An 18,856-nucleotide genomic window follows, 5' to 3' on the forward strand; every position below is an offset into this window, starting at 1 on the left:
CAGGTCCGATAGCGCCCAGGTTGTCACCGATGAGGCCTTTGATGCCGACCATCACCCCAGCAACGGCAGGATCCACCTTCCGGGGTGGATCCTGCTGTTGCCGGCCTCTTGCCCTTAGACCCAGTCCGTCCGGCGCAGCGGCGGTTCGTCCCCTCCGGCCCGTTGAACCAGGATCTGGTTTACGCCCGTCAGGCCGGCCTCGAAGCCCAGTGCGCTGGCCGCCATGTACAGGCGCCAGATCCGTGCGCGTCCCAGGCTGGTGAGAGCCACGGCCTCATCCCAGTTGTCTTCAAGCCGCCGCACCCAGGCCCGGAGGGTCAGTGCGTAATGCGGGCGCAGTGCCTCGACGTCCAGGATCTCCAGGCCGCCGGACTCCAACGCAGTGACCATCTCGCCAAGGCTGATCATTTCGCCGTCAGGAAAGACGTAGCGCGGAATGAAAGAGTCCGGATCGGGGTTGGTGGGGCCCGCATTCCAGGAAATGGCATGGTTCAGCAGCCGCCCGCCGGGCCTGAGCAGGCTGCGCAGACGCGACACATAGTGAGGCGTCTGCTCCCGCCCTACGTGCTCTGACATGCCAATGGAACTGATGGCGTCGAACGGGCCATCTTCCACGTCACGATAGTCTTGGACGCGGATGTCAATGCTCTCGGTGAGGCCGGCGTCGGCGGCCCGCTTGCGTGCCAGCAAGGCCTGTTCAGTGGACAGCGTGACGCCGACGACGTCGACGCCGTAATGCTTCGCGGCGTGCAGGGCGAAGCTGCCCCAGCCGCAGCCGACGTCCAGCACCCGCATACCGGGCTTAAGCCCGAGTTTTCGGCAGACCAGGTCGAGTTTTCTTTCCTGCGCCGCATCCAGGCCTGCCGGAAGGCCACCCCCCGAACCGCTGCCGGCAGTGACGGCGTCTGTCTGGCCGTCTGTCCAGACTGCGCACGAGTAGACCATCGACGGTCCCAGCACCAGGGCGTAAAAATCGTTTCCGACGTCGTAATGGTGCGAGATTGCGGCCGCGTCGCGGCGCTTGGAGTGCCGGCGCCCGTGGCGGTGGATGCGGGCTTCCTCCGGGGGAGGAGCGGGATTGGGGCCAATTGCCCGGAGCCGGACGGCGGTCCTGAGCAGCGTCCACAGTTCGGCCGGCGTGAGCGGCTTGAACGGACCGGGCTCCGCGAACTTCCCGGCTGAGCTCAGAGCAGTGAAGGCGGCGAAGATGTCTCCCGGCGCCTCGATGTCCCCGGAGACGTAGGCGCGGCTCAGGCCCAGCTGCCCGGGTGACCAGAGGATCCTTCGCAGCGCACGGCGGGACCGGAACTTAACGATCGGGGCGTCGGGCGGACCTGCCTCCGAACCGTCCCAGGCCACCAGCCTGAGGGGTATCTCCGCTGTTCCCAGGACAATGGCCAGCGCTTGGGCCAGACGCGATGCCGCACCCGTTCCTTTTGTCATATGTGTAGCCTTCCTTCCGGCGCCTTTCCAATGCTCCAACGGCGGAACCCGGCCCGCCCACGGAGTCCTTGGATACATTCCATGGGCCAACCCTACGACCGGACCGGTCCGCTGTCAGCGATTGACGCCGAATCCCGCACCCGGAGGTCATCGGGACAGGCGCCGCGGCTAGCATGGGGATGTGAACGACCCAGGGTGGAATCCTCGCGCGGAGAACGGAATCGCCGATGTTGTGGTCATCGGTGCCGGCCAGGCGGGGCTCTCCGCCGCCTACCACCTGCGGCGCCGCGGGTTGGAGTATGCGGTATTCGACGCTGAAGAAGGTCCGGGAGGTGCTTGGCGGCATCGGTGGAAGAGCCTTCGGATGGCCACCGTCAACGGCATTAGCGACCTGCCTGGCATCGGCAAGCCGGACGTGGATCCCGCAGAGCCCAGCTCCGAATTCCTGGGCCGCTACTTCGCTGCCTACGAGCAGGAACTCGGGCTGGCCGTCAGGCGGCCGGTCAAGGTCACCGCTGTCACCCGGGAAGATGCCGATCCGGCAGGCAGGCTGCTCGTCAGCACCTCCGGTGGAGACTGGTCGGCGAAGGCCGTCATCAACGCCACCGGAACGTGGACCCGGCCGTTCTGGCCGATCTACCCGGGCCAGTTCACCTTTAAAGGCAGGCAGCTTCACGTGGCTGACTATGTCTCGGCCGAAGAATTCGCTGGGCAACATGTGATCGTCGTGGGCGGAGGCATTTCAGCGGTCGGGCTGCTGGACGAGATCTCGCAGATCACCACCACCAGCTGGTTCACCCGCCGGGAGCCGCAATGGAGGGACGCCCGATTCGACGCCCAAGCCGGCCACGACGCCGTCGCCCTCGTGGAGGAACGCGTCCGGCAAGGGCTGCCACCGCAAAGCGTGGTAGCCGTGACGGGCCTGATCTGGACGCCCGCCCTGCGGGCGGCCGCCCAACGCGGCGCGCTGGACCGCCGGCCAATGTTCACGTCCATCGAGCCTGACGGCGTCCGGCTTGCGGACGGCGGCCTGCTTCGTGCTGACGTCATCCTGTGGGCAACTGGTTTCCGGGCGGAACTGGAGCACCTTGCCCCGCTTCACCTGCGCGGACCCGGCGGCGGAATCGTGATGGATGGGACACAGGTGGCCGCGGAACCGCGTGTCCATCTCGTGGGCTATGGGCCGTCGTCGTCCACCATCGGGGCCAACCGGGCGGGTAGGGCCGCGGTCGCGGCAATCCTGAAGCTGCCCGGCATCAGGCCCCGGCTGGGGACGGTAAATTTGGCATAGGAGCACGGCAGGCTACAGGGACAGGCGGCAGGAACGACGTTGGCACAGAACACTCTTGAGGACGTCTTCGGAACACTCCGTCGGCGTCCTGACGTGGAAGCGCCCAACCTCCAGGCCTGGGACGCCACCGACAGGCTCCTGATGGAGGCCGCCGCGGGCGTCGTGACACCTGAGAGCCGGGTAACCGTGATCGGCGACCGCTACGGCGCGCTGACCCTCGGGGCCCTGACGTGGCTCGGTGTCCATAAAGTCCGGGTCCACCAGGACCTCATCACGGGGGAACGGGCCTTGCGGAACAACGCGGAAGTCCTGGGAGCTGACTATTCGGGCACTACCGTGAACGGATCCAGGGCAACCGGAGAATTCCTGCAGCTCCCGCTGGGGAAGGAGCTCCTGTCCGGTGCGGACATCGTGCTGCTGCAGCTGCCCAGGAGCCTTGCGGAGCTGGAAGAGATCGCCGACGCCGTGGCGCGGTATGCCAGCCCGGGTGCCGGGCTCCTCGCCGGCGGGCGGGTCAAGCACATGTCCCTGGGGATGAACGCGGTGCTGGAGCGGCACTTCCGGTCCGTCCGGCCACAGCTTGCCCGGCAGAAGTCCCGCATCATCGTGGCCGGGGACGCGAAGGCGCCATCCGGCCCGGTGCCGGAACCCGCCGTCGAGCACCTCGCCGAACTAGACCTGGACGTCGAGGCGCACGGAGCGGCGTTTGCCGGGCCGAGGCTGGACATCGGCACGCGGTTCCTGCTCACCTTCCTCGCACAGATGCCCGCAGCGCGGCACGCGATCGACCTGGGCTGCGGCACGGGGATCCTGGCCGCGATGTATGCCCGGCACAATGCCGGCTCCGCCGTAACTGCCACAGACCAGTCGGCCGCCGCCGTCGCGTCCGCCCTGGGTACGGCACGGGCCAACGGCCTCTCGGACCGGATCGGCGTCCTGCAGGATGACGCGATGAGTACGTTGCCGGCGGAAAGCGCAGACCTGATCCTGCTGAACCCGCCGTTCCATCTGGGCGCCAGCGTCCATGCCGGTGCAGGCATCAAGCTCTTTGAGGCCGCGGCCAGGGTCCTCGCCCCGGGCGGTGAACTGTGGACGGTCTTCAACCGGCACCTGCATTATCTGCCGGCGCTGGACAGCCTGGTTGGACCGACCACTGTCAAGGGACAAAACTCAAAGTTCACGGTGGCCGTCAGCCGGAGGCGTCCCAACCGCTAGTCGCCGTCCGCGCCGCGCCTGAGCCGTCAATGGCACGTATGGGCCTGCGCCAGAGGGTAACGTACGATGCAAACATCACTAGAATGTGGCCGAAGACGTTTAGGGGAGACCGTGTCCGAGATCCGCCAGCCCTCGCCGAGGCGCGGAACCAACCTGCCCAGGATGGGGGATTTTAATCTCACGGTTATCCTGGACGCCATCCGCAGGTCGTCCGGCGGACTGAGCCGGGTCGAACTCGCCCAGATTGTTGGCCTTTCGCCCCAGACCATCTCCAACATCTCACGGCGTTTGCTGGACCAGCACCTCATCGTCGAAGCCGGCAAGGAAGGCAGCGGCCCGGGGAAGCCGCGCACCATCCTCCGCCTCAACCCGTCGGGAATGTACGCCATCGGCGTCCACTTGGACCCGGCCGTGACAACATTTGTGCTCTTGGACCTGGTAGGCGCGGTCGTGCAGCACTCAAGGATCAAGACGCCGGGCGGAAATGATCCCTCCGCCGTCATCTCCACCATCGCCGCCGAGATCGAACAACTCGTTTCGGATTCCGGCGTGGACACAGGAAAGATCGCTGGCCTGGGCCTGGCCGCTCCCGGCCCGATCGACCTGGACGCCGGTACTGTGGTTGATCCTCCGCTGATGCCCGGCTGGGACCGGGTTGAACTGCGTGAGGCGTTGAAGGAAGCCACCGGGTACTCGGTGCTGGTGGATAAGGATGTCACCAGCGCGGCCGTCGCCGAAACGTGGGCCGGCGGTCCAAGCGGTGCCGGCAGCTTCATCTTCATGTATATGGGAACCGGCATCGGCTGCGGCATCGTGCTCAATGATGAGGTGATCCGTGGAACATCAGGAAACGCCGGCGAGATCGGCCACATCATCGTCGACCCGGACGGGCCGCCCTGCGACTGCGGCAAGCGCGGCTGCGTAAAGTCGTCCTGCATCCCTCAGGTACTGGTCGCCGAGGCGGAAGCGGCAGGCATTCTGGCGGGCACCAGGACCGACGACAGCGGCCCTGAAGTGCAGAAGAGCTTTTCCATGCTGTGCGATCTCGCCGACGCTGGCGATGCCCGTGCGATAGCCATCATCGACAAGTCCGCGGTGCTGGTGACCCGTGCCGTGTCAGCGGTAACCAACACGCTGGACGTCGAACGCGTAGTTTTCGGAGGACCGTTCTGGACCAGGATGTCCGAGCGCTACCTGGAGCAGGTGCCGGCGCTTCTCGAGGCCGACAGCGCGGCCCGCCTGATCCACACCATCGAGGTGGTTGGGACGGGAGTAGGCGAGGACGTGGGTGCCGTCGGGGCAGCCTGCCTGGTCCTCGAATATATGCTGGCCCCACGGGCTCAGCGACTTCTCCTGGAAAGCTGAACCGGATGCGCCTTGCCTGCGGCAACCGGCCCCTCTAGCATGTGGATATCGCCGCGGCTGGGGCCCGCAGACAACAGGGACTGCAGCCATTTACCGAATGGAGCACCATGCGTCGCCGGGCACTGACCATCACGTCCCTCATCGCCTCAGTAGCTTTTGCCTTGGCCGGCTGTTCCCCTGGCGCTCCGTCAGACGAGCCAAAGACCCTCAAGGTGGTCTACCAGAAGACGGATTCCTTCACTGCCCTGGACACCATGTTCAAGTCGGCCAAGCAGGAATTTGAAGCCGCCCACCAGGGTGTCACTGTTGACCTGCAGCCCGTCCAGGCCAACGATGACGACTACGGCACCAAGCTTGCCCTTGCTCTGCGTTCCCCGTCCACGTCACCGGATGTCTTCTACGAGGACACCTTTAAGGTCCGCTCCGATGTCGACGCCGGCTACCTGCTGAATCTGGACAGCCACCTGAAGGAATGGAAGGACTGGGACACTTTCGACGACGGCGCCAAGGCTGCCGGGCTGGGCGACGACGGCGGGACCTACGCAGTCCCGGTGGGCACCGATACCCGGGCCATCTGGTACAACAAGAAGGTCCTGGCTGCCGCAGGCGTCAGCCTCCCGTGGCAACCACACACATGGCAAGACATCCTGGACACCGCCAGGAAGATCAAGGCCAGCAACCCCTCCATAGTGCCGTTCAACCTCTATGCCGGCAAAGCCACCGGCGAAGGCACTGTGATGCAGAGCTTCTACGAGCTGCTCTACGGGACCGGCTCCGAGCTGTACGACGCCGATGCCAAGAAGTGGGTGGTTGGCTCTGCAGGCTTCAAGGATTCGCTGTCTTTCCTCAAAACACTGTATGAAGAGAAGCTGTCCGTCTCCCCGGCAGAGGCCCTCGACGCGAACGTGTGGAAAAAAGTGTTCGGGGAATGGCTCCCGCAGGCGAAGATGGGAGCCACAGTGGAAGGCTCCTACTCGCCGTCGTTCTGGCAGAAGGGCGGAAGCTACGAATGGCCCGGCTACGTGGACGACATGGGCGTGGCAGCCTTCCCCACCCAGAAGGGACAGGCACCTGGCGGAGTGAGCATGTCCGGTGGCTGGACCCTGGCCGTCGGTGCCTCGACGAAGGCCCCGGACCTGGCGTTTGACTTCCTCACCACTGCCCTGAACCAGAAGAATTCGCTGGCATTCAACATCGCAAGCTCACAGATCGCCGTGCGGAAGGATGTCGCCGCTGATGCCGGATACCAGGCGGCCAACCCGTTCGTTAAGGACGTGTCCAAGCTGGTGTCCGTCACGCATTACCGTCCGGCGACCAGCGATTACCCCCGGATCTCAGCGGCCGTCCAGGAGGCCACTGAAGCGGTGATAACGGGCACGCAATCCGTGGAACAGGCAGCCGCCGGTTATGACGCAGCCGTCAAGGGCCTCGTGGGTGACGACAAAACTGTCCGGAAGTAGCTTGTGACGGTACTTCGCATCCGGGCCGCCGATCTCACCAGGCGCGGCCATCATGGAGTGCGGCCTTGGGTCCGGCTTCTGCCGGTTGCGCCCGCTGTCGTCCTGCTGCTCGTTTTCCTGGCCGGGCCGGTCTTGTGGGCATTCCAGGCATCCTTGACGAACGCCTCATTGACCGGGCGGAACGCCCGCAGCCCCGTTTGGGTGGGGCTGGAAAACTATGGCCGGCTTCTGAGTGACCCGGTGCTGCCGTTGTCGCTGGCGCTCACGGTCCTCTTTGTGGGCGGTTCAGCCGTCCTGGGCCAGAACCTGCTGGGGCTGGCGATTGCCCTGCTGATGACGCGGGCGCGGAGGTCAGTTTCAGCCGCTGTTGGAACCGCCGTCGTGGCCGCCTGGGTGCTTCCGGAAATTGTGGCGGCCTTCGCGGCGTATGCCTATTTCAGCCGCGACGGGACGCTCAATCAACTGTTGGGCGGCATTGGCCTGGGTCGGCCAGATTGGCTGTATTCGTTCCCGATGGTGGCCATCATGCTCGCCAACGTCTGGCGCGGCACCGCTTTTTCCATGCTCGTCTACCGCGCGGCGCTCAACGACGTACCTTCAGAGGTCACGGAAGCGGCGGTGATGGACGGGGCCGGCGGCTGGCAGCGGCTGGCCTTCATCACCCTGCCGATGATCCGCGGCAGCATCGCCACCAACCTCATGCTCATCACCCTGCAGACCCTGGCTGTCTTCACACTGATCTGGGTCATGACCGCCGGCGGTCCGTCCAATGCCAGTACCACCTTGCCGGTGCTGGCCTACCAGGAGGCCTTCAAGTTCGGTGACATCGGCTACGGCACGGCTGTGGCGTCCGTCCTGATCCTCATCGGAGTGGTGTTCGGTGCGGCGTACGTCCGGCTCCTCCGGGACCCCAGGCCATGACGACGGCCAGGACGTCCGTACCGGCCCGGCGGCAACCCGTCGGACCCCCGTCCCGTGCGCAGCAGCGTGCCCGGACATTCGCGGACTTGGCCCTGGTCCTGATCGGCGCCTGCTTTCTGCTTCCACTGCTGTGGCTGGTCCTTGCCTCCCTCGACGCCCGCGCAGGCCACCAGACGGCGCTTCCCCGGGAGGTGTCGCTGGATAACTTCGCCGCGGTCATGACCCCCGGGCTGCTCTTCCGGCCGCTCTGGAACAGCATGGTGCTTTCCGCGGGGACAGCGGCGGTGAACCTGGTCGCCGCAGTGCTGGCTGCCTACCCGCTCTCCCGCTACCAGTCCAGGTTCAACCGGCCATTCCTGTACACCATCCTGTTCGCGACATGCCTGCCCATCACGGCCATCATGGTGCCTGTTTATGGCATGTTTGTGCAGCTGGAACTGCTGGATTCCGTGCCTGCCACCATCCTCTTTATGGCTACCACCACGCTGCCCATGGCCATCTGGATGATGAAGAACTTCATGGACGCGGTTCCGGTGTCCCTGGAGGAGGCGGCCTGGGTGGACGGCGCCTCGGCGATGTCCGCCCTCCGGACCATTGTGTTGCCCCTGATGCGCCAGGGGCTGGGCGTGGTGTTCATCTTCGTGTTCATCCAGGCCTGGGGGAACTTTTTCGTTCCGTTTGTACTGCTCCTGTCCGAGGCCCGGCAGCCGGCGGCGGTGTCCATCTTCAGCTTCTTCGGACAGCACGGGGCGGTGGCCTACGGCCAGCTGGCCGCCTTCTCCATCCTGTATTCAGTCCCGGTACTTGCCCTCTACGTCATCCTGGCGAAGGGAGCGAGCGGCTCCTTCGCGCTGTCCGGCGCCGTTAAGGGCTGACCGGGGCCAGCCGTCAGTCGATATCCTCGACGATCACGCCGTACGGGATGCTCTCATCGATGTGGGCCTGGTGGCCGGTGGAGCCGATGTTGTAGGTGATGCGGACCCCGTGCAGCTGATCGGCGGCGGACTGCTGCAGAACGGGCCTGACTGCGTTGACTATCCTCTCGCTCTTGTCTGCGAGATATTCCTGATAAGTTGCTGGAAGCTGAGACATGCCATCAGGGTAGTCCTGCACGGCAACGACAACCAGAGGGGGCGGCGAACAATATTCTGCGCCGCCACGAAATAGAGCGTAAAACTGCGTCTTAATTCGGCGGCCAACTTGAACGCCCTTCCCGCGGCTCATAGAGTTCTATACAAGTTACCGAGGTAACGTGTCAGCGATCCTCCTGTCGGAGGGTGTGGGTGCCCCCATGTGGGCCTGACATTTGCTCACGGACAGCTTCATTCCAGGCGTAACAGTCGCGGCTGCGTCCCTGTGGAGTTTTTCCGTGTTCCCCAAACTCAATTCATTGCCGGTCCAGTGTCATGCTTTTGACACAATTCCGCCAATGGCCCAAAGCCAAGGACGCAAATGTCACCACCAAGCCTGATCGAAGCCCATCCCAACCTTTCCGACGCCGCCCCGGTGGCGCTTTCCTATGAACTCTTCCCGCCGCGTTCGCCGGCCGCCGCGGAGTCGCTCTGGAACACCATCCGGGAATTGGAAACGACCGAGCCTGACTATGTCTCCGTTACGTACGGTGCCAGCGGCTCGAACCGGGACACCGCCGTCGAACTCATCCACCGGCTCCTGCTGGAAACGACCCTTCGGCCGCTGGCCCACCTGACCTGCGTCGGCAACACACCGGAGGAACTCGCTGAGATCATCGGCGAACTGCTGGACACCGGCGTGCGGGGCATCCTGGCCCTCCGGGGAGACAAGCCCAAGGACGGAGCGGAGCCCGCCCCCGGATCGCTGCGGTACGCGCAGGACCTGATCGAGCTCATCCGGCGGGTAGAGCAGAGGCGTTCGGCGCTGCTGTGCGCCGGGAAGATTGCCGTTGGCGTCGCCGCCTATCCCACCCGTCACCCGGAGTCACCCAATGAGGCGCACGACGTCGAGGTGCTCCTGGCCAAGCAGCGCTCCGGCGCGGACTTCGCCATCACCCAGGTTTTCTTCCATACCGAGCAGTACGCGGACCTCCTCACTCGTGCCCGCCGCGCCGGTGTCACCATCCCCATCGTTCCCGGCGTGATGCCGTTCACCAGCCTTCGCCGCGTCACCCGGCTGGGTGAGCTGTCGGGCGTCGAGCCGGATCCGAAACTTCTGGAGCGTCTGGCCGCCGCGGACAGCGACGTGGAACGCCACCGGGTCGGCGTCCGAGCCACGGTTGACCTGGCGAACGCGGCGCTTGAGGCGGGTGCCCCCGGCATCCACCTCTACACCTTCAACGAACACCAAAGCGCACTGGAAGTGCTCGACAAGCTGGCCCTTCCGCGCCATTCACGCGCAGCCAGCCGCCGGAACGCCATCGCGCGGCGCCAGCTGGCCAGCTGACCTTCGATCTCTCGCAAGAACATTCAAGCTTCCACAAACACTTGAAGGAATCACCCATGTCTGAACAGACCATTCCCGCCACCGCATTTCCCGCCGCATCGATCCTCGGCTACCCGCGCATCGGACGCCGCCGCGAACTGAAGAAGGCCATCGAAGCCTACTGGGCCGGCAAGATCGACGCCGCAGCACTTGACGCAGCTGCCAAGGAAATCCAGCTGGGCACGGCCAAGCGCCTGCAGAGCCTGGGCCTAACCGAGGCCGCGGCTGTCCCGGGCACCTTCTCCTACTACGACCAGGTGCTCGACGCCGCTGCCCACCTGGGCGCCGTGCCCGCCCGCTTCGGCAACCTGCTCAACGCCGAAGGCCAGCTGGACATCGATGGCTACTTCACCCTGGCCCGGGGCAACAAGGAACAGCAGCCGCTGGAAATGACCAAGTGGTTCGACACCAACTACCACTACCTCGTCCCGGAAATCGGCCCGGAAACCAGCTTCGCGCTGACTTCCAGCCGCATCGTTGAGGAATTCGAGTACGCGCTGGCCAATGGTGTGGAAACCCGCCCGTACATCGTGGGTCCGGTCACCTTCCTGCTGCTGAGCAAGGCTTCCGACGACGCGGCCGCCGGCTTCAGCCCGCTGTCCCGCCTGGAGGACGTGCTTCCGGTCTACGCTGCACTGCTGGAGAAGCTCGCCGCAGCAGGCGCCACCTGGGTCCAGCTGGACGAGCCCGCCCTGGTTGTTGACCAGGAAACCCCCGCAGCAGACATCCAGGCCGCAGTGGCCCGCAGCTACGAGGTCCTCTCCGCTGCTGCCAGCCGCCCGCAGCTGTTCGTCTCCACCCCGTACGGCGCGCTGAACGAACAGTTCAGCACCCTTGCCGCTTCCGGCATCGACGCCCTCCACATTGACGCCTTCAAGGGTGCCGTTCCGGCCGCCGGGGAGCTCGCTGCCCTGGGGACCAAGACCCTTGTTGCCGGCGTCGTTGACGGCCACAACATCTGGCGCAACGACCTGCAGGCCTCGGCAGACAAGATCGCCGAACTGCAGAAGTCCGTCGCCAAGCTGGCCATCAGCACCTCCACCTCCACCCAGCACGTCCCGCACGACGTCGAGGAAGAGGCCCAGCTGTCCGAGCAGCTCCGCAGCTGGCTGGCCTTCGCCGACCAGAAGGCTGTCGAGGTTGTCACGCTGGCCGGTGTCCTCACGGATGCAGCGGCCGTCCAGCCTGCCATTGATGAGGCCACCCGCATCATCGCCTCCCGTGCCACCGCGGAAGGCGTGCAGCGCGCTGATGTCCGTGCACGCACCGCTGCCCTGACTCCGGCCGACTTCAACCGCTCCGAGTACTCGGTCCGCGAAGCCGCCCAGGAAGAGGCGCTGCACCTGCCGCCGCTGCCCACCACCACCATTGGTTCCTTCCCCCAGACCTCGGAGATCCGTTCCGCCCGTGCCCGCAACAACAAGGGCGATCTCACCAACGAGCAGTACGAGCAGCTCATGAAGGACGAGATCAAGCGCGTGGTGGAGCTCCAGGAGGAGCTGGGCTACGACGTCCTGGTGCACGGCGAGCCCGAGCGCAACGACATGGTCCAGTACTTCGCCGAGAACCTCGAAGGCTTTGACGTCACCGTCCACGGCTGGGTCCAGTCCTACGGCTCCCGCTGCACGCGTCCGTCCATCCTCTGGGGTGACGTCACCCGTTCAGCTCCTATCACGGTCGCCTGGGCAGAATACGCACAGTCCCTGACCAACAAGCCGATGAAGGGCATGCTCACCGGTCCGGTCACCATCCTGGCCTGGTCCTTCGTCCGCGACGACCAGCCGCTGGGCGAGACCGCGAACCAGGTCGGCCTGGCGCTGCGCGACGAGATCGCCGACCTCGAAGCCGCCGGCATCAAGGTCATCCAGGTGGACGAGCCCGCCCTGCGCGAGCTTCTGCCGCTGCGCAAGGCAGACCAGGCTGCCTACCTGGACTGGTCCGTGAACTCGTTCCGCCTGTCCACCGCCGGGGCTGCCGACGCCACCCAGATCCACACCCACCTGTGCTACTCCGAGTTCGGCGCCATCATCGACGCCATCGACGGACTGGACGCGGATGTGACCTCCATCGAGGCTGCACGCTCACGCATGGAGGTTGTCCACGACCTCGAGTCCCACGGCTTCGGCCGCGGCGTGGGTCCGGGGGTCTACGACATTCACTCGCCGCGCGTTCCGGGCGAGCAGGAAGTCACGGAGCTGCTCAGCACCGCCGTCAAGCATGTCCCCTCGCGCCAGCTGTGGGTCAACCCGGACTGCGGCCTGAAGACACGCGGCTACGCCGAGACCGAAGAGTCCCTGCGCAACCTGGTCAAGGCAACCAAGACGGTCCGCGCCGGACTGCTGCAAGCAGCCAAGCAGTAGCCGCTAAGTTCCACTAACTGAACAGAGTACGACGTCGGCTGGTCACCTGAAGTGACCAGCCGACGTCGTGCCTTAAGTATTGGTTTGCCTACGATTCCCAGAGGATTTCGTCGTCCACCACTCCGTCTTCGTCCGCTGAGGCCACCAGCACTTCATCAGTGAAGTGCGAGCCAAGCGTGAAATCCAGGACAAAGTACCGCTCCGGCTGGCCGGGGAAGATGCCCACGTGGCCGAGCTTGAGGGCTTTGAGGAACACGTCGTTGGTGAGCTGGCTGCGGTCTTCCACTCCGAAGACCTGGTGCAGGTGTTCATCCTTTAGTGCATTGCAGTGGAACTGCAGGTATTCCTGCGGGCTTGTGCCCTCCTGCTCCAGCTCTTCGGCGATCATCTCGCGGACCTCGTCGACGAGCTCGGGCAGGTAGCGCAGCCGATAATCCACCTTGTGCATGGCAGCTTCATCAAAATGGTCATGCGCATTGATGTTGAGGTCGAGTTCCAGCGTTTGGCCGCGGAGGTCATGCTTCGCGGCAATGTTGTGATCCCTGCCATGGTTGAGTTCGATCTCACCAAAGTGCTGGCTCGCTACCTTGTTCATACCTTCAACATAGACCCCAACTGCGGCGCATTCCAGCATTCAGGACTAATTGCCCTTGGACCCCAGACCGGCCAGGGTTTCGGCCAACAGGTCCACAAACAACTGCACCCGCGCGGTTTTCGTTTCGTTGATCAGGAGCGCGAAAACGTTCCGGGCGAGGCGGATCTCGGGGACATCCAGCACCACCACCCCGGCCGGGCGGTGCAGCAGGGCAAGTTCCGGCACCAGCGCGGCGCCAAGCCCGGCAGCCGCCATTTCCAGGCTGGCGTGGAAATCGTCACTGTAAGCGACGACGCGAGGATGCAGGTTGCAGCTGGCAAACAGACGCTCGATCACCAGGGCGTCGCTGGTCCCCGGGTGGTGCATGATCCACGGCATCTCGGACAGATGGTCCGCGGCAACCTTGGCATCGGTGCGGAATCCCCAGCCCGCCGGAAGCACCACCCGGAAATTGTCATCGCCGATCCACTGCCGGTTGATCGTGTGCGGCCAGGCGAGGCCTGACTGTCCCACCTGGAAGACCAGGGCTACGTCCAGTTCCCCGCCGGTGCGCAGCCCCTGGATGGTCTGCCCCGGCTCTGCCACCGAAACGCGCAGATCGATGCCGAGATCCTTCCAGGCCGGGTTTTTCAGGATCCGGGGGAGGACGTACGTGGCCAGGCTGGGAAAAATACCCAGCCGCAGTTCCTGGCTGCTGCCGTCGCGGGTCTTGTAAGCCGCAGCCATCAGTGCCTCGATGTCGGTGAGCACCTTGGCGGCGTGCCTGCTCATCACCACAGCCGCTTCTGTCGGCACGACGCTGCGGGCAGAGCGCTTGAACAGGACCACGCCTGTTTCCCGTTCCAGCGCGGACATCTGCTGGGATACCGCGGACGCTGTATACCCCAGGCGCGCTGCGGCGGCGGCGAAGGAGCCGAGCCGGGTGACCTCGAGGAGTGTCTTCAGATGTACGGGATTTACCAACGCTGTCCTTTGGATCAGGGCTATGAAGGCCCTGCATGTGCATGGTCTGAAATGCCCGCTTCATTCTGGCACAGCGCTTCATCCTGGCACAGCGACCAGGGCCCCGGCACCAGGCGCGACACGCCGTCTCCACCACGACACGCTGGCCGTTAATTGTGGCTAAGTACTCCACAGGCTGTGGACTGTGCCCTGAAAATTGGCGGGATTTCGGACATTTTGGCACCCCCGGGCTGTGGATTAAAAGTGCATTAAATGACATACTTGTAATACATCATCTTGGGGTTCCGAAGAGGCGTCTGCACTACATGTAGTATCTAGATACAGCTTGAGCGGAACACCAGCGCAGGACTTCAAACTGTAGACGGGCCGCGTGGGCGGCATGCAGGCAAGGCAGTATCGGACATGGACTCCAGTTCGGAACGGCCCCGCCTCAAAAGAACGAAGATCGATAAAGGGGACATGGACCATGACCGTTACGGTTTACACAAAGCCGGCTTGCGTTCAGTGCAACGCAACGTACCGTGCGCTGGACAAAAAGGGCATCACCTACCAGAGCGTTGACATTTCACAGGATGCCGAAGCCCTGGACCGCTTGAAGGCGCTGGGCTACATGCAGGCACCTGTCGTGGTTACCGACCAGGACCACTGGTCAGGCTTCCGCCCGGACAAGATCGAGGAACTGGCACTGTCCGCCGTTTCCTCCGTGGCCTAGGGCCTGTTGTCTTCACGCCTTCCCGGCAACCTTTGAGGCAGCTGAGGTGACTCCCGTGGCAGCGCTTGCAGTGGCCGGAGCTTCCGCCACAGTGAACGGCGGCGCAGCGGTGCATGCCGGAGCGGCTCACGGCGTTGACGGGGAATCGGCCGCAGCCGAGCCCGTCACCACAGAATCTCAACTCATCTACTTTTCCTCCACATCCGAGAACACCAAGCGCTTCATTGCGAAGCTTGGCCGCGACTCGGCCCGGATTCCGCTCTATCCGAAGGACGCGCCCCTTCTTGCCACCAGGCCGTACGTGCTGGTCGTGCCGACTTACGGCGGCACCGGGGGAGAGGGATCGGTCCCCCGGCAGGTCATCCGCTTCCTCAACAACCCGCAGAACAGGAAACTGATCCGCGGCGTTATCGGTGCCGGCAACACAAATTTCGGGGACAACTACTGCATGGCCGTGGACATCATCGCCGCCAAGTGCCAGGTCCCGCCCCTCTATCGATTTGAACTCATGGGAACGCCGGAAGACGTTACCCGGGTCAACCAAGGATTGGATACGTTTTGGACACGACTGTCTCAGACACAGAAGTAACCAGGGCCGAAGGCCAGGGCACCCGCGCCGCTGCCGAAAAGCTGGGCGCCGCCGTCGAAAAGCCCGAGATGCCCGCCGCCTACAAGGGCCTGGGTTATCACGAGCTGAACGCGATGCTCAACCTGTACGGACCCAGCGGTGAGATCCAGTTTGAGGCTGACCGCGAGGCTGCCCACCAGTACTTCCTGCAGCACGTGAACAACAACACCGTGTTCTTCCATGACCTGGAGGAGAAGCTCGACTACCTGGTGAAGAACCAGTACTACGAGCGCGAGACCCTCGACCAGTACACGATGAACTTCATCCGTGAGCTCTACAACCGTGCCTACAAGAAGAAGTTCCGTTTCGAGACCTTCCTGGGCGCGTTCAAGTTCTACACGTCCTATACCTTGAAGACTTTCGACGGCAAGCGTTTCCTGGAGCGCTACGAGGACCGCGTCTGCATGGTGGCCCTGCACCTGGCCCGCGGTGACGAGCAGCTTGCCCTGCAGATGGTGGACGAGATCATCGAAGGCCGCTTCCAGCCGGCCACGCCCACGTTCCTCAACGCTGGCAAGAAGCAGCGCGGCGAGCTGGTCTCCTGCTTCCTGCTCCGCATCGAAGACAACATGGAGTCGATCGGCCGTTCCATCAACTCCGCGCTGCAGCTGTCCAAGCGCGGCGGCGGCGTGGCTTTCGCGCTGACCAACATCCGCGAGGTGGGCGCTCCGATCAAGCAGATCGAGAACCAGTCTTCCGGCGTCATCCCCGTGATGAAGCTCCTCGAGGACAGCTTCTCCTACGCCAACCAGCTCGGTGCCCGCCAGGGTGCAGGTGCCGTGTACCTGCACGCGCACCACCCGGACATCTACCGGTTCCTGGACACCAAGCGCGAGAACGCGGACGAGAAGATCAGGATCAAGACCCTCTCGCTGGGCGTTGTCATCCCGGACATCACGTTCGAGCTGGCCAAGAAGGACGAGGACATGTACCTGTTCTCGCCGTACGACGTCGAACGCGTCTACGGCATGCCGTTCTCCGACGTCTCGGTCACCGAGAAGTACTACGAGATGGTGGACGATTCCCGGATCAAGAAAACCAAGATCAAGGCGCGTGAGTTCTTCCAGACCCTCGCCGAGATCCAGTTCGAATCCGGCTACCCGTACATCATGTTCGAGGACACCGTAAACCGGGCCAACCCGATCGACGGCAAGATCATCATGTCCAACCTGTGCTCGGAGATCCTGCAGGTTTCCCAGCCCACCAGCTACAACGATGACCTGTCCTACGCGGAAACCGGCAAGGACATCTCCTGCAACCTGGGCTCGCTGAACATCGCCAAGACTATGGACAGCCCGGACTTCGGCCTGACCATCGAGACGGCCATCCGGTCGCTTTCAGCGGTGTCGGACATGTCCAACATCACCTCGGTGCCGTCCATTGCGAAGGGCAACGACCAGAGCCACGCCATCGGCCTGGGCCAGATGAACCTGCACGGCTACCTGGCCCGCGAGCGGGTGCACTACGGGTCCGAAGAGGGGCTGGACTTCACCAACATCTACTTCTACTCGGTGGTGTATCACGCCATCCGCGCGTCGAATAAGCTGGCCATCCAGACCGGTCAGACGTTCGGCGGCTTTGAGAAGTCCAAGTACGCGTCGGGCGAGTTCTTCGACAAGTACACGGAGCAGGAGTGGGTGCCGCAGACCGAGAAGGTTGCGGAGCTGTTCAGGAACATCCACATTCCCACCCAGGATGACTGGCGCGAGCTGAAGGCTTCCGTCATGGAGCACGGAATCTACAACCAGAACCTGCAGGCCGTTCCGCCGACGGGCTCCATCAGCTACATCAACAACTCCACCTCCTCGATCCACCCGGTGGCGTCCAAGATCGAGATCCGCAAGGAAGGCAAGCTGGGCCGCGTGTACTACCCGGCGCCGTACCTCACGAACGACAACCTGGAGTACTACCAGGACGCGTACGAGATCGGCTACGAGAAGGTCATCGACACCTACGCCGCCGCCACGCAGCATGTTGACCAGGGCCTGTCCCTGACGCTGTTCTTCAAGGACACCGCCACCACCCGCGACATCAACAAGGCCCAGATCTACGCGTGGCGCAAGGGCATCAAGACCATCTACTACATCCGTCTCCGCCAGCTCGCGCTGGAGGGAACTGAGGTGGACAACTGCGTCAGCTGTATGCTTTAATCTTCAACTAAATTTTGCCAGTACGACGGCGGGTGCCCGCCCGCCGTCCTACGCTTAACTTCAGTAACAACCCAACATTTAGGGGATGACATGACCGAGAAGGTCAAGCTGCTTAGCCACGTCGAGGCAATCAACTGGAACCGCATCCAGGACGACAAGGACGTCGATGTCTGGAACCGCCTGGTCAACAACTTCTGGCTGCCGGAGAAGATCCCGCTGTCCAACGACGTGCAGTCGTGGGCCACGCTTACCCCCGATGAGCAGCAGCTCACGATGCGCGTGTTCACGGGCCTGACCCTGCTGGACACCATCCAGGGCACCGTCGGCGCCGTTTCGTTGATTCCGGATGCAATCACCCCGCATGAAGAGGCTGTCTACACGAACATCGCGTTCATGGAGTCCGTTCACGCCAAGAGCTACTCTTCGATCTTCTCCACGCTGGCCTCCACCAAAGAGATCGACGAGGCGTTCCGCTGGTCCACCGAGAATCAGAACCTTCAGAAGAAGGCCCAGATCGTCATGGACTACTACCAGGGCGACGATCCCCTGAAGCGGAAGGTGGCCTCCACGCTGCTGGAGAGCTTCCTGTTCTATTCGGGCTTCTACCTGCCGATGTACTGGTCCTCACGGGCGAAGCTGACGAACACGGCTGACCTGATCCGCCTGATCATCCGGGATGAAGCCGTGCACGGCTACTACATCGGCTACAAGTTCCAGAAAGGTCTGGAGGGTCTGTCCGAAGAGCGCAAGCAGGAGATCAAGGACTACACGTTCGAGCTACTGTTCGAGCTGTACGAGAACGAAGTGCAGTACACGCACGACCTCTACGACTCTGTCGGTCTGGCCGAGGACGTCAAGAAGTTCCTGCACTACAACGCCAACAAGGCGCTCATGAACCTGGGCTACGAGGCCATGTTCCCGGCGTCGGTCACGGACGTGAACCCGGCCATCCTCTCGGCACTGTCACCGAACGCCGATGAGAACCATGACTTCTTCTCCGGGTCCGGTTCCTCGTACGTCATTGGCAAGGCCGTCAACACTGAGGACGAGGACTGGGACTTCTGATTACTACTGTGAGATCGGAGGCTAGTTGGCGATTTGAACACTAGTTGGCGAAACGGGCCTGAAAAGTTGGCGAAAACTGGCCTAGTTGGCGGTTGAGACCAATTGCCGGGCCGGGGGCAAGCTGGTGATTCGCCGAAAAGTCAGCGGATTGACACACGACGGCTTAAGAAATCCATGTCGTGGGTGTGAGATTCCGTCTATTTGACCTTGTTCCGTACATGACCGGATTCC

The 18,856-nt window shown here is 63.6% G+C and carries 16 protein-coding genes; 12 read left to right on the forward strand and 4 right to left on the reverse strand.

The window, feature by feature from the left end; translation table 11 throughout:
* Positions 1 to 114: 114 nt before the first annotated feature.
* Complete coding sequence (locus QFZ40_RS07975; RefSeq protein WP_306903754.1) at positions 115 to 1,443, reverse strand: SAM-dependent methyltransferase; 1,329 nt, start codon at positions 1,441 to 1,443, stop codon at positions 115 to 117.
* Positions 1,444 to 1,624: 181 nt separating this feature from the next.
* Here QFZ40_RS07975 and QFZ40_RS07980 point away from each other — a divergent pair, with 181 nt between their 5' ends.
* The 6 genes from QFZ40_RS07980 (at position 1,625) to QFZ40_RS08005 (ending at position 8,570) form a co-directional block, all read left to right on the forward strand.
* Positions 1,625 to 2,734: an FAD-dependent oxidoreductase gene (locus QFZ40_RS07980; protein WP_306903755.1), complete on the forward strand. Its 1,110-nt coding sequence runs from the start codon at positions 1,625 to 1,627 to the stop codon at positions 2,732 to 2,734.
* 39 nt (positions 2,735 to 2,773) lie between these two features.
* Positions 2,774 to 3,949: a class I SAM-dependent methyltransferase gene (locus QFZ40_RS07985; protein ID WP_306903756.1), complete on the forward strand. Its 1,176-nt coding sequence runs from the start codon at positions 2,774 to 2,776 to the stop codon at positions 3,947 to 3,949.
* 162 nt (positions 3,950 to 4,111) lie between these two features.
* The gene (locus QFZ40_RS07990; RefSeq protein WP_306906865.1) at positions 4,112 to 5,314 is read left to right on the forward strand and encodes an ROK family transcriptional regulator; all 1,203 of its coding nucleotides are present in this window, start codon (positions 4,112 to 4,114) and stop codon (positions 5,312 to 5,314) included.
* Between the two features lie 107 nt (positions 5,315 to 5,421).
* On the forward strand, positions 5,422 to 6,774 hold the full coding sequence (locus QFZ40_RS07995) for an extracellular solute-binding protein (RefSeq protein ID WP_306903757.1): 1,353 nt from the start codon (positions 5,422 to 5,424) through the stop codon (positions 6,772 to 6,774).
* Between the two features lie 57 nt (positions 6,775 to 6,831).
* Complete coding sequence (locus tag QFZ40_RS08000; protein ID WP_306906866.1) at positions 6,832 to 7,695, forward strand: carbohydrate ABC transporter permease; 864 nt, start codon at positions 6,832 to 6,834, stop codon at positions 7,693 to 7,695.
* Positions 7,692 to 8,570 (forward strand): carbohydrate ABC transporter permease, encoded by an 879-nt coding sequence (locus QFZ40_RS08005; RefSeq protein ID WP_306903758.1) that lies wholly within the window; start codon positions 7,692 to 7,694, stop codon positions 8,568 to 8,570. Before QFZ40_RS08000 ends, QFZ40_RS08005 begins: the two co-directional genes overlap by 4 nt.
* Positions 8,571 to 8,583: 13 nt before the next feature.
* Here QFZ40_RS08005 and QFZ40_RS08010 read toward each other — a convergent pair whose 3' ends face one another.
* On the reverse strand, positions 8,584 to 8,787 hold the full coding sequence (locus QFZ40_RS08010; protein WP_306903759.1) for a hypothetical protein: 204 nt from the start codon (positions 8,785 to 8,787) through the stop codon (positions 8,584 to 8,586).
* A gap of 360 nt (positions 8,788 to 9,147) precedes the next feature.
* Here QFZ40_RS08010 and QFZ40_RS08015 point away from each other — a divergent pair, with 360 nt between their 5' ends.
* Positions 9,148 to 10,113, forward strand: coding sequence for a methylenetetrahydrofolate reductase (locus QFZ40_RS08015; protein ID WP_306903760.1), 966 nt, complete (start codon positions 9,148 to 9,150; stop codon positions 10,111 to 10,113).
* 56 nt (positions 10,114 to 10,169) lie between these two features.
* Positions 10,170 to 12,512, forward strand: a complete 2,343-nt coding sequence (metE, locus tag QFZ40_RS08020; protein WP_306903761.1) for a 5-methyltetrahydropteroyltriglutamate--homocysteine S-methyltransferase — start codon at positions 10,170 to 10,172, stop codon at positions 12,510 to 12,512.
* Positions 12,513 to 12,600: 88 nt separating this feature from the next.
* Here metE and QFZ40_RS08025 read toward each other — a convergent pair whose 3' ends face one another.
* A complete protein-coding gene (locus QFZ40_RS08025; protein WP_306903762.1) occupies positions 12,601 to 13,107 on the reverse strand; it encodes a DUF2004 domain-containing protein in 507 nt (168 codons plus the stop codon).
* 45 nt (positions 13,108 to 13,152) lie between these two features.
* Positions 13,153 to 14,070, reverse strand: a complete 918-nt coding sequence (locus tag QFZ40_RS08030; protein WP_306903763.1) for a LysR family transcriptional regulator — start codon at positions 14,068 to 14,070, stop codon at positions 13,153 to 13,155.
* A 466-nt stretch (positions 14,071 to 14,536) separates the two neighbouring features.
* Between QFZ40_RS08030 and nrdH the strand changes: the two genes are divergently transcribed.
* The 4 genes from nrdH (at position 14,537) to nrdF (ending at position 18,625) form a co-directional block, all read left to right on the forward strand.
* Positions 14,537 to 14,782: a glutaredoxin-like protein NrdH gene (nrdH, locus tag QFZ40_RS08035; protein ID WP_015937305.1), complete on the forward strand. Its 246-nt coding sequence runs from the start codon at positions 14,537 to 14,539 to the stop codon at positions 14,780 to 14,782.
* Positions 14,783 to 14,891: 109 nt separating this feature from the next.
* Positions 14,892 to 15,371: a class Ib ribonucleoside-diphosphate reductase assembly flavoprotein NrdI gene (gene nrdI, locus QFZ40_RS08040; RefSeq protein ID WP_306906867.1), complete on the forward strand. Its 480-nt coding sequence runs from the start codon at positions 14,892 to 14,894 to the stop codon at positions 15,369 to 15,371.
* Between the two features lie 68 nt (positions 15,372 to 15,439).
* Complete coding sequence (gene nrdE, locus QFZ40_RS08045; RefSeq protein ID WP_306906868.1) at positions 15,440 to 17,560, forward strand: class 1b ribonucleoside-diphosphate reductase subunit alpha; 2,121 nt, start codon at positions 15,440 to 15,442, stop codon at positions 17,558 to 17,560.
* A 90-nt stretch (positions 17,561 to 17,650) separates the two neighbouring features.
* Entirely contained in the window at positions 17,651 to 18,625 is a 975-nt protein-coding gene (gene nrdF, locus QFZ40_RS08050; protein ID WP_306903764.1) for a class 1b ribonucleoside-diphosphate reductase subunit beta, read from the forward strand.
* Positions 18,626 to 18,856: the final 231 nt, after the last annotated feature.

Origin of the sequence: Arthrobacter pascens, from assembly GCF_030816475.1 — a bacterium.
GTDB classification, from domain to species: Bacteria; Actinomycetota; Actinomycetes; order Actinomycetales; family Micrococcaceae; genus Arthrobacter; species Arthrobacter pascens_B.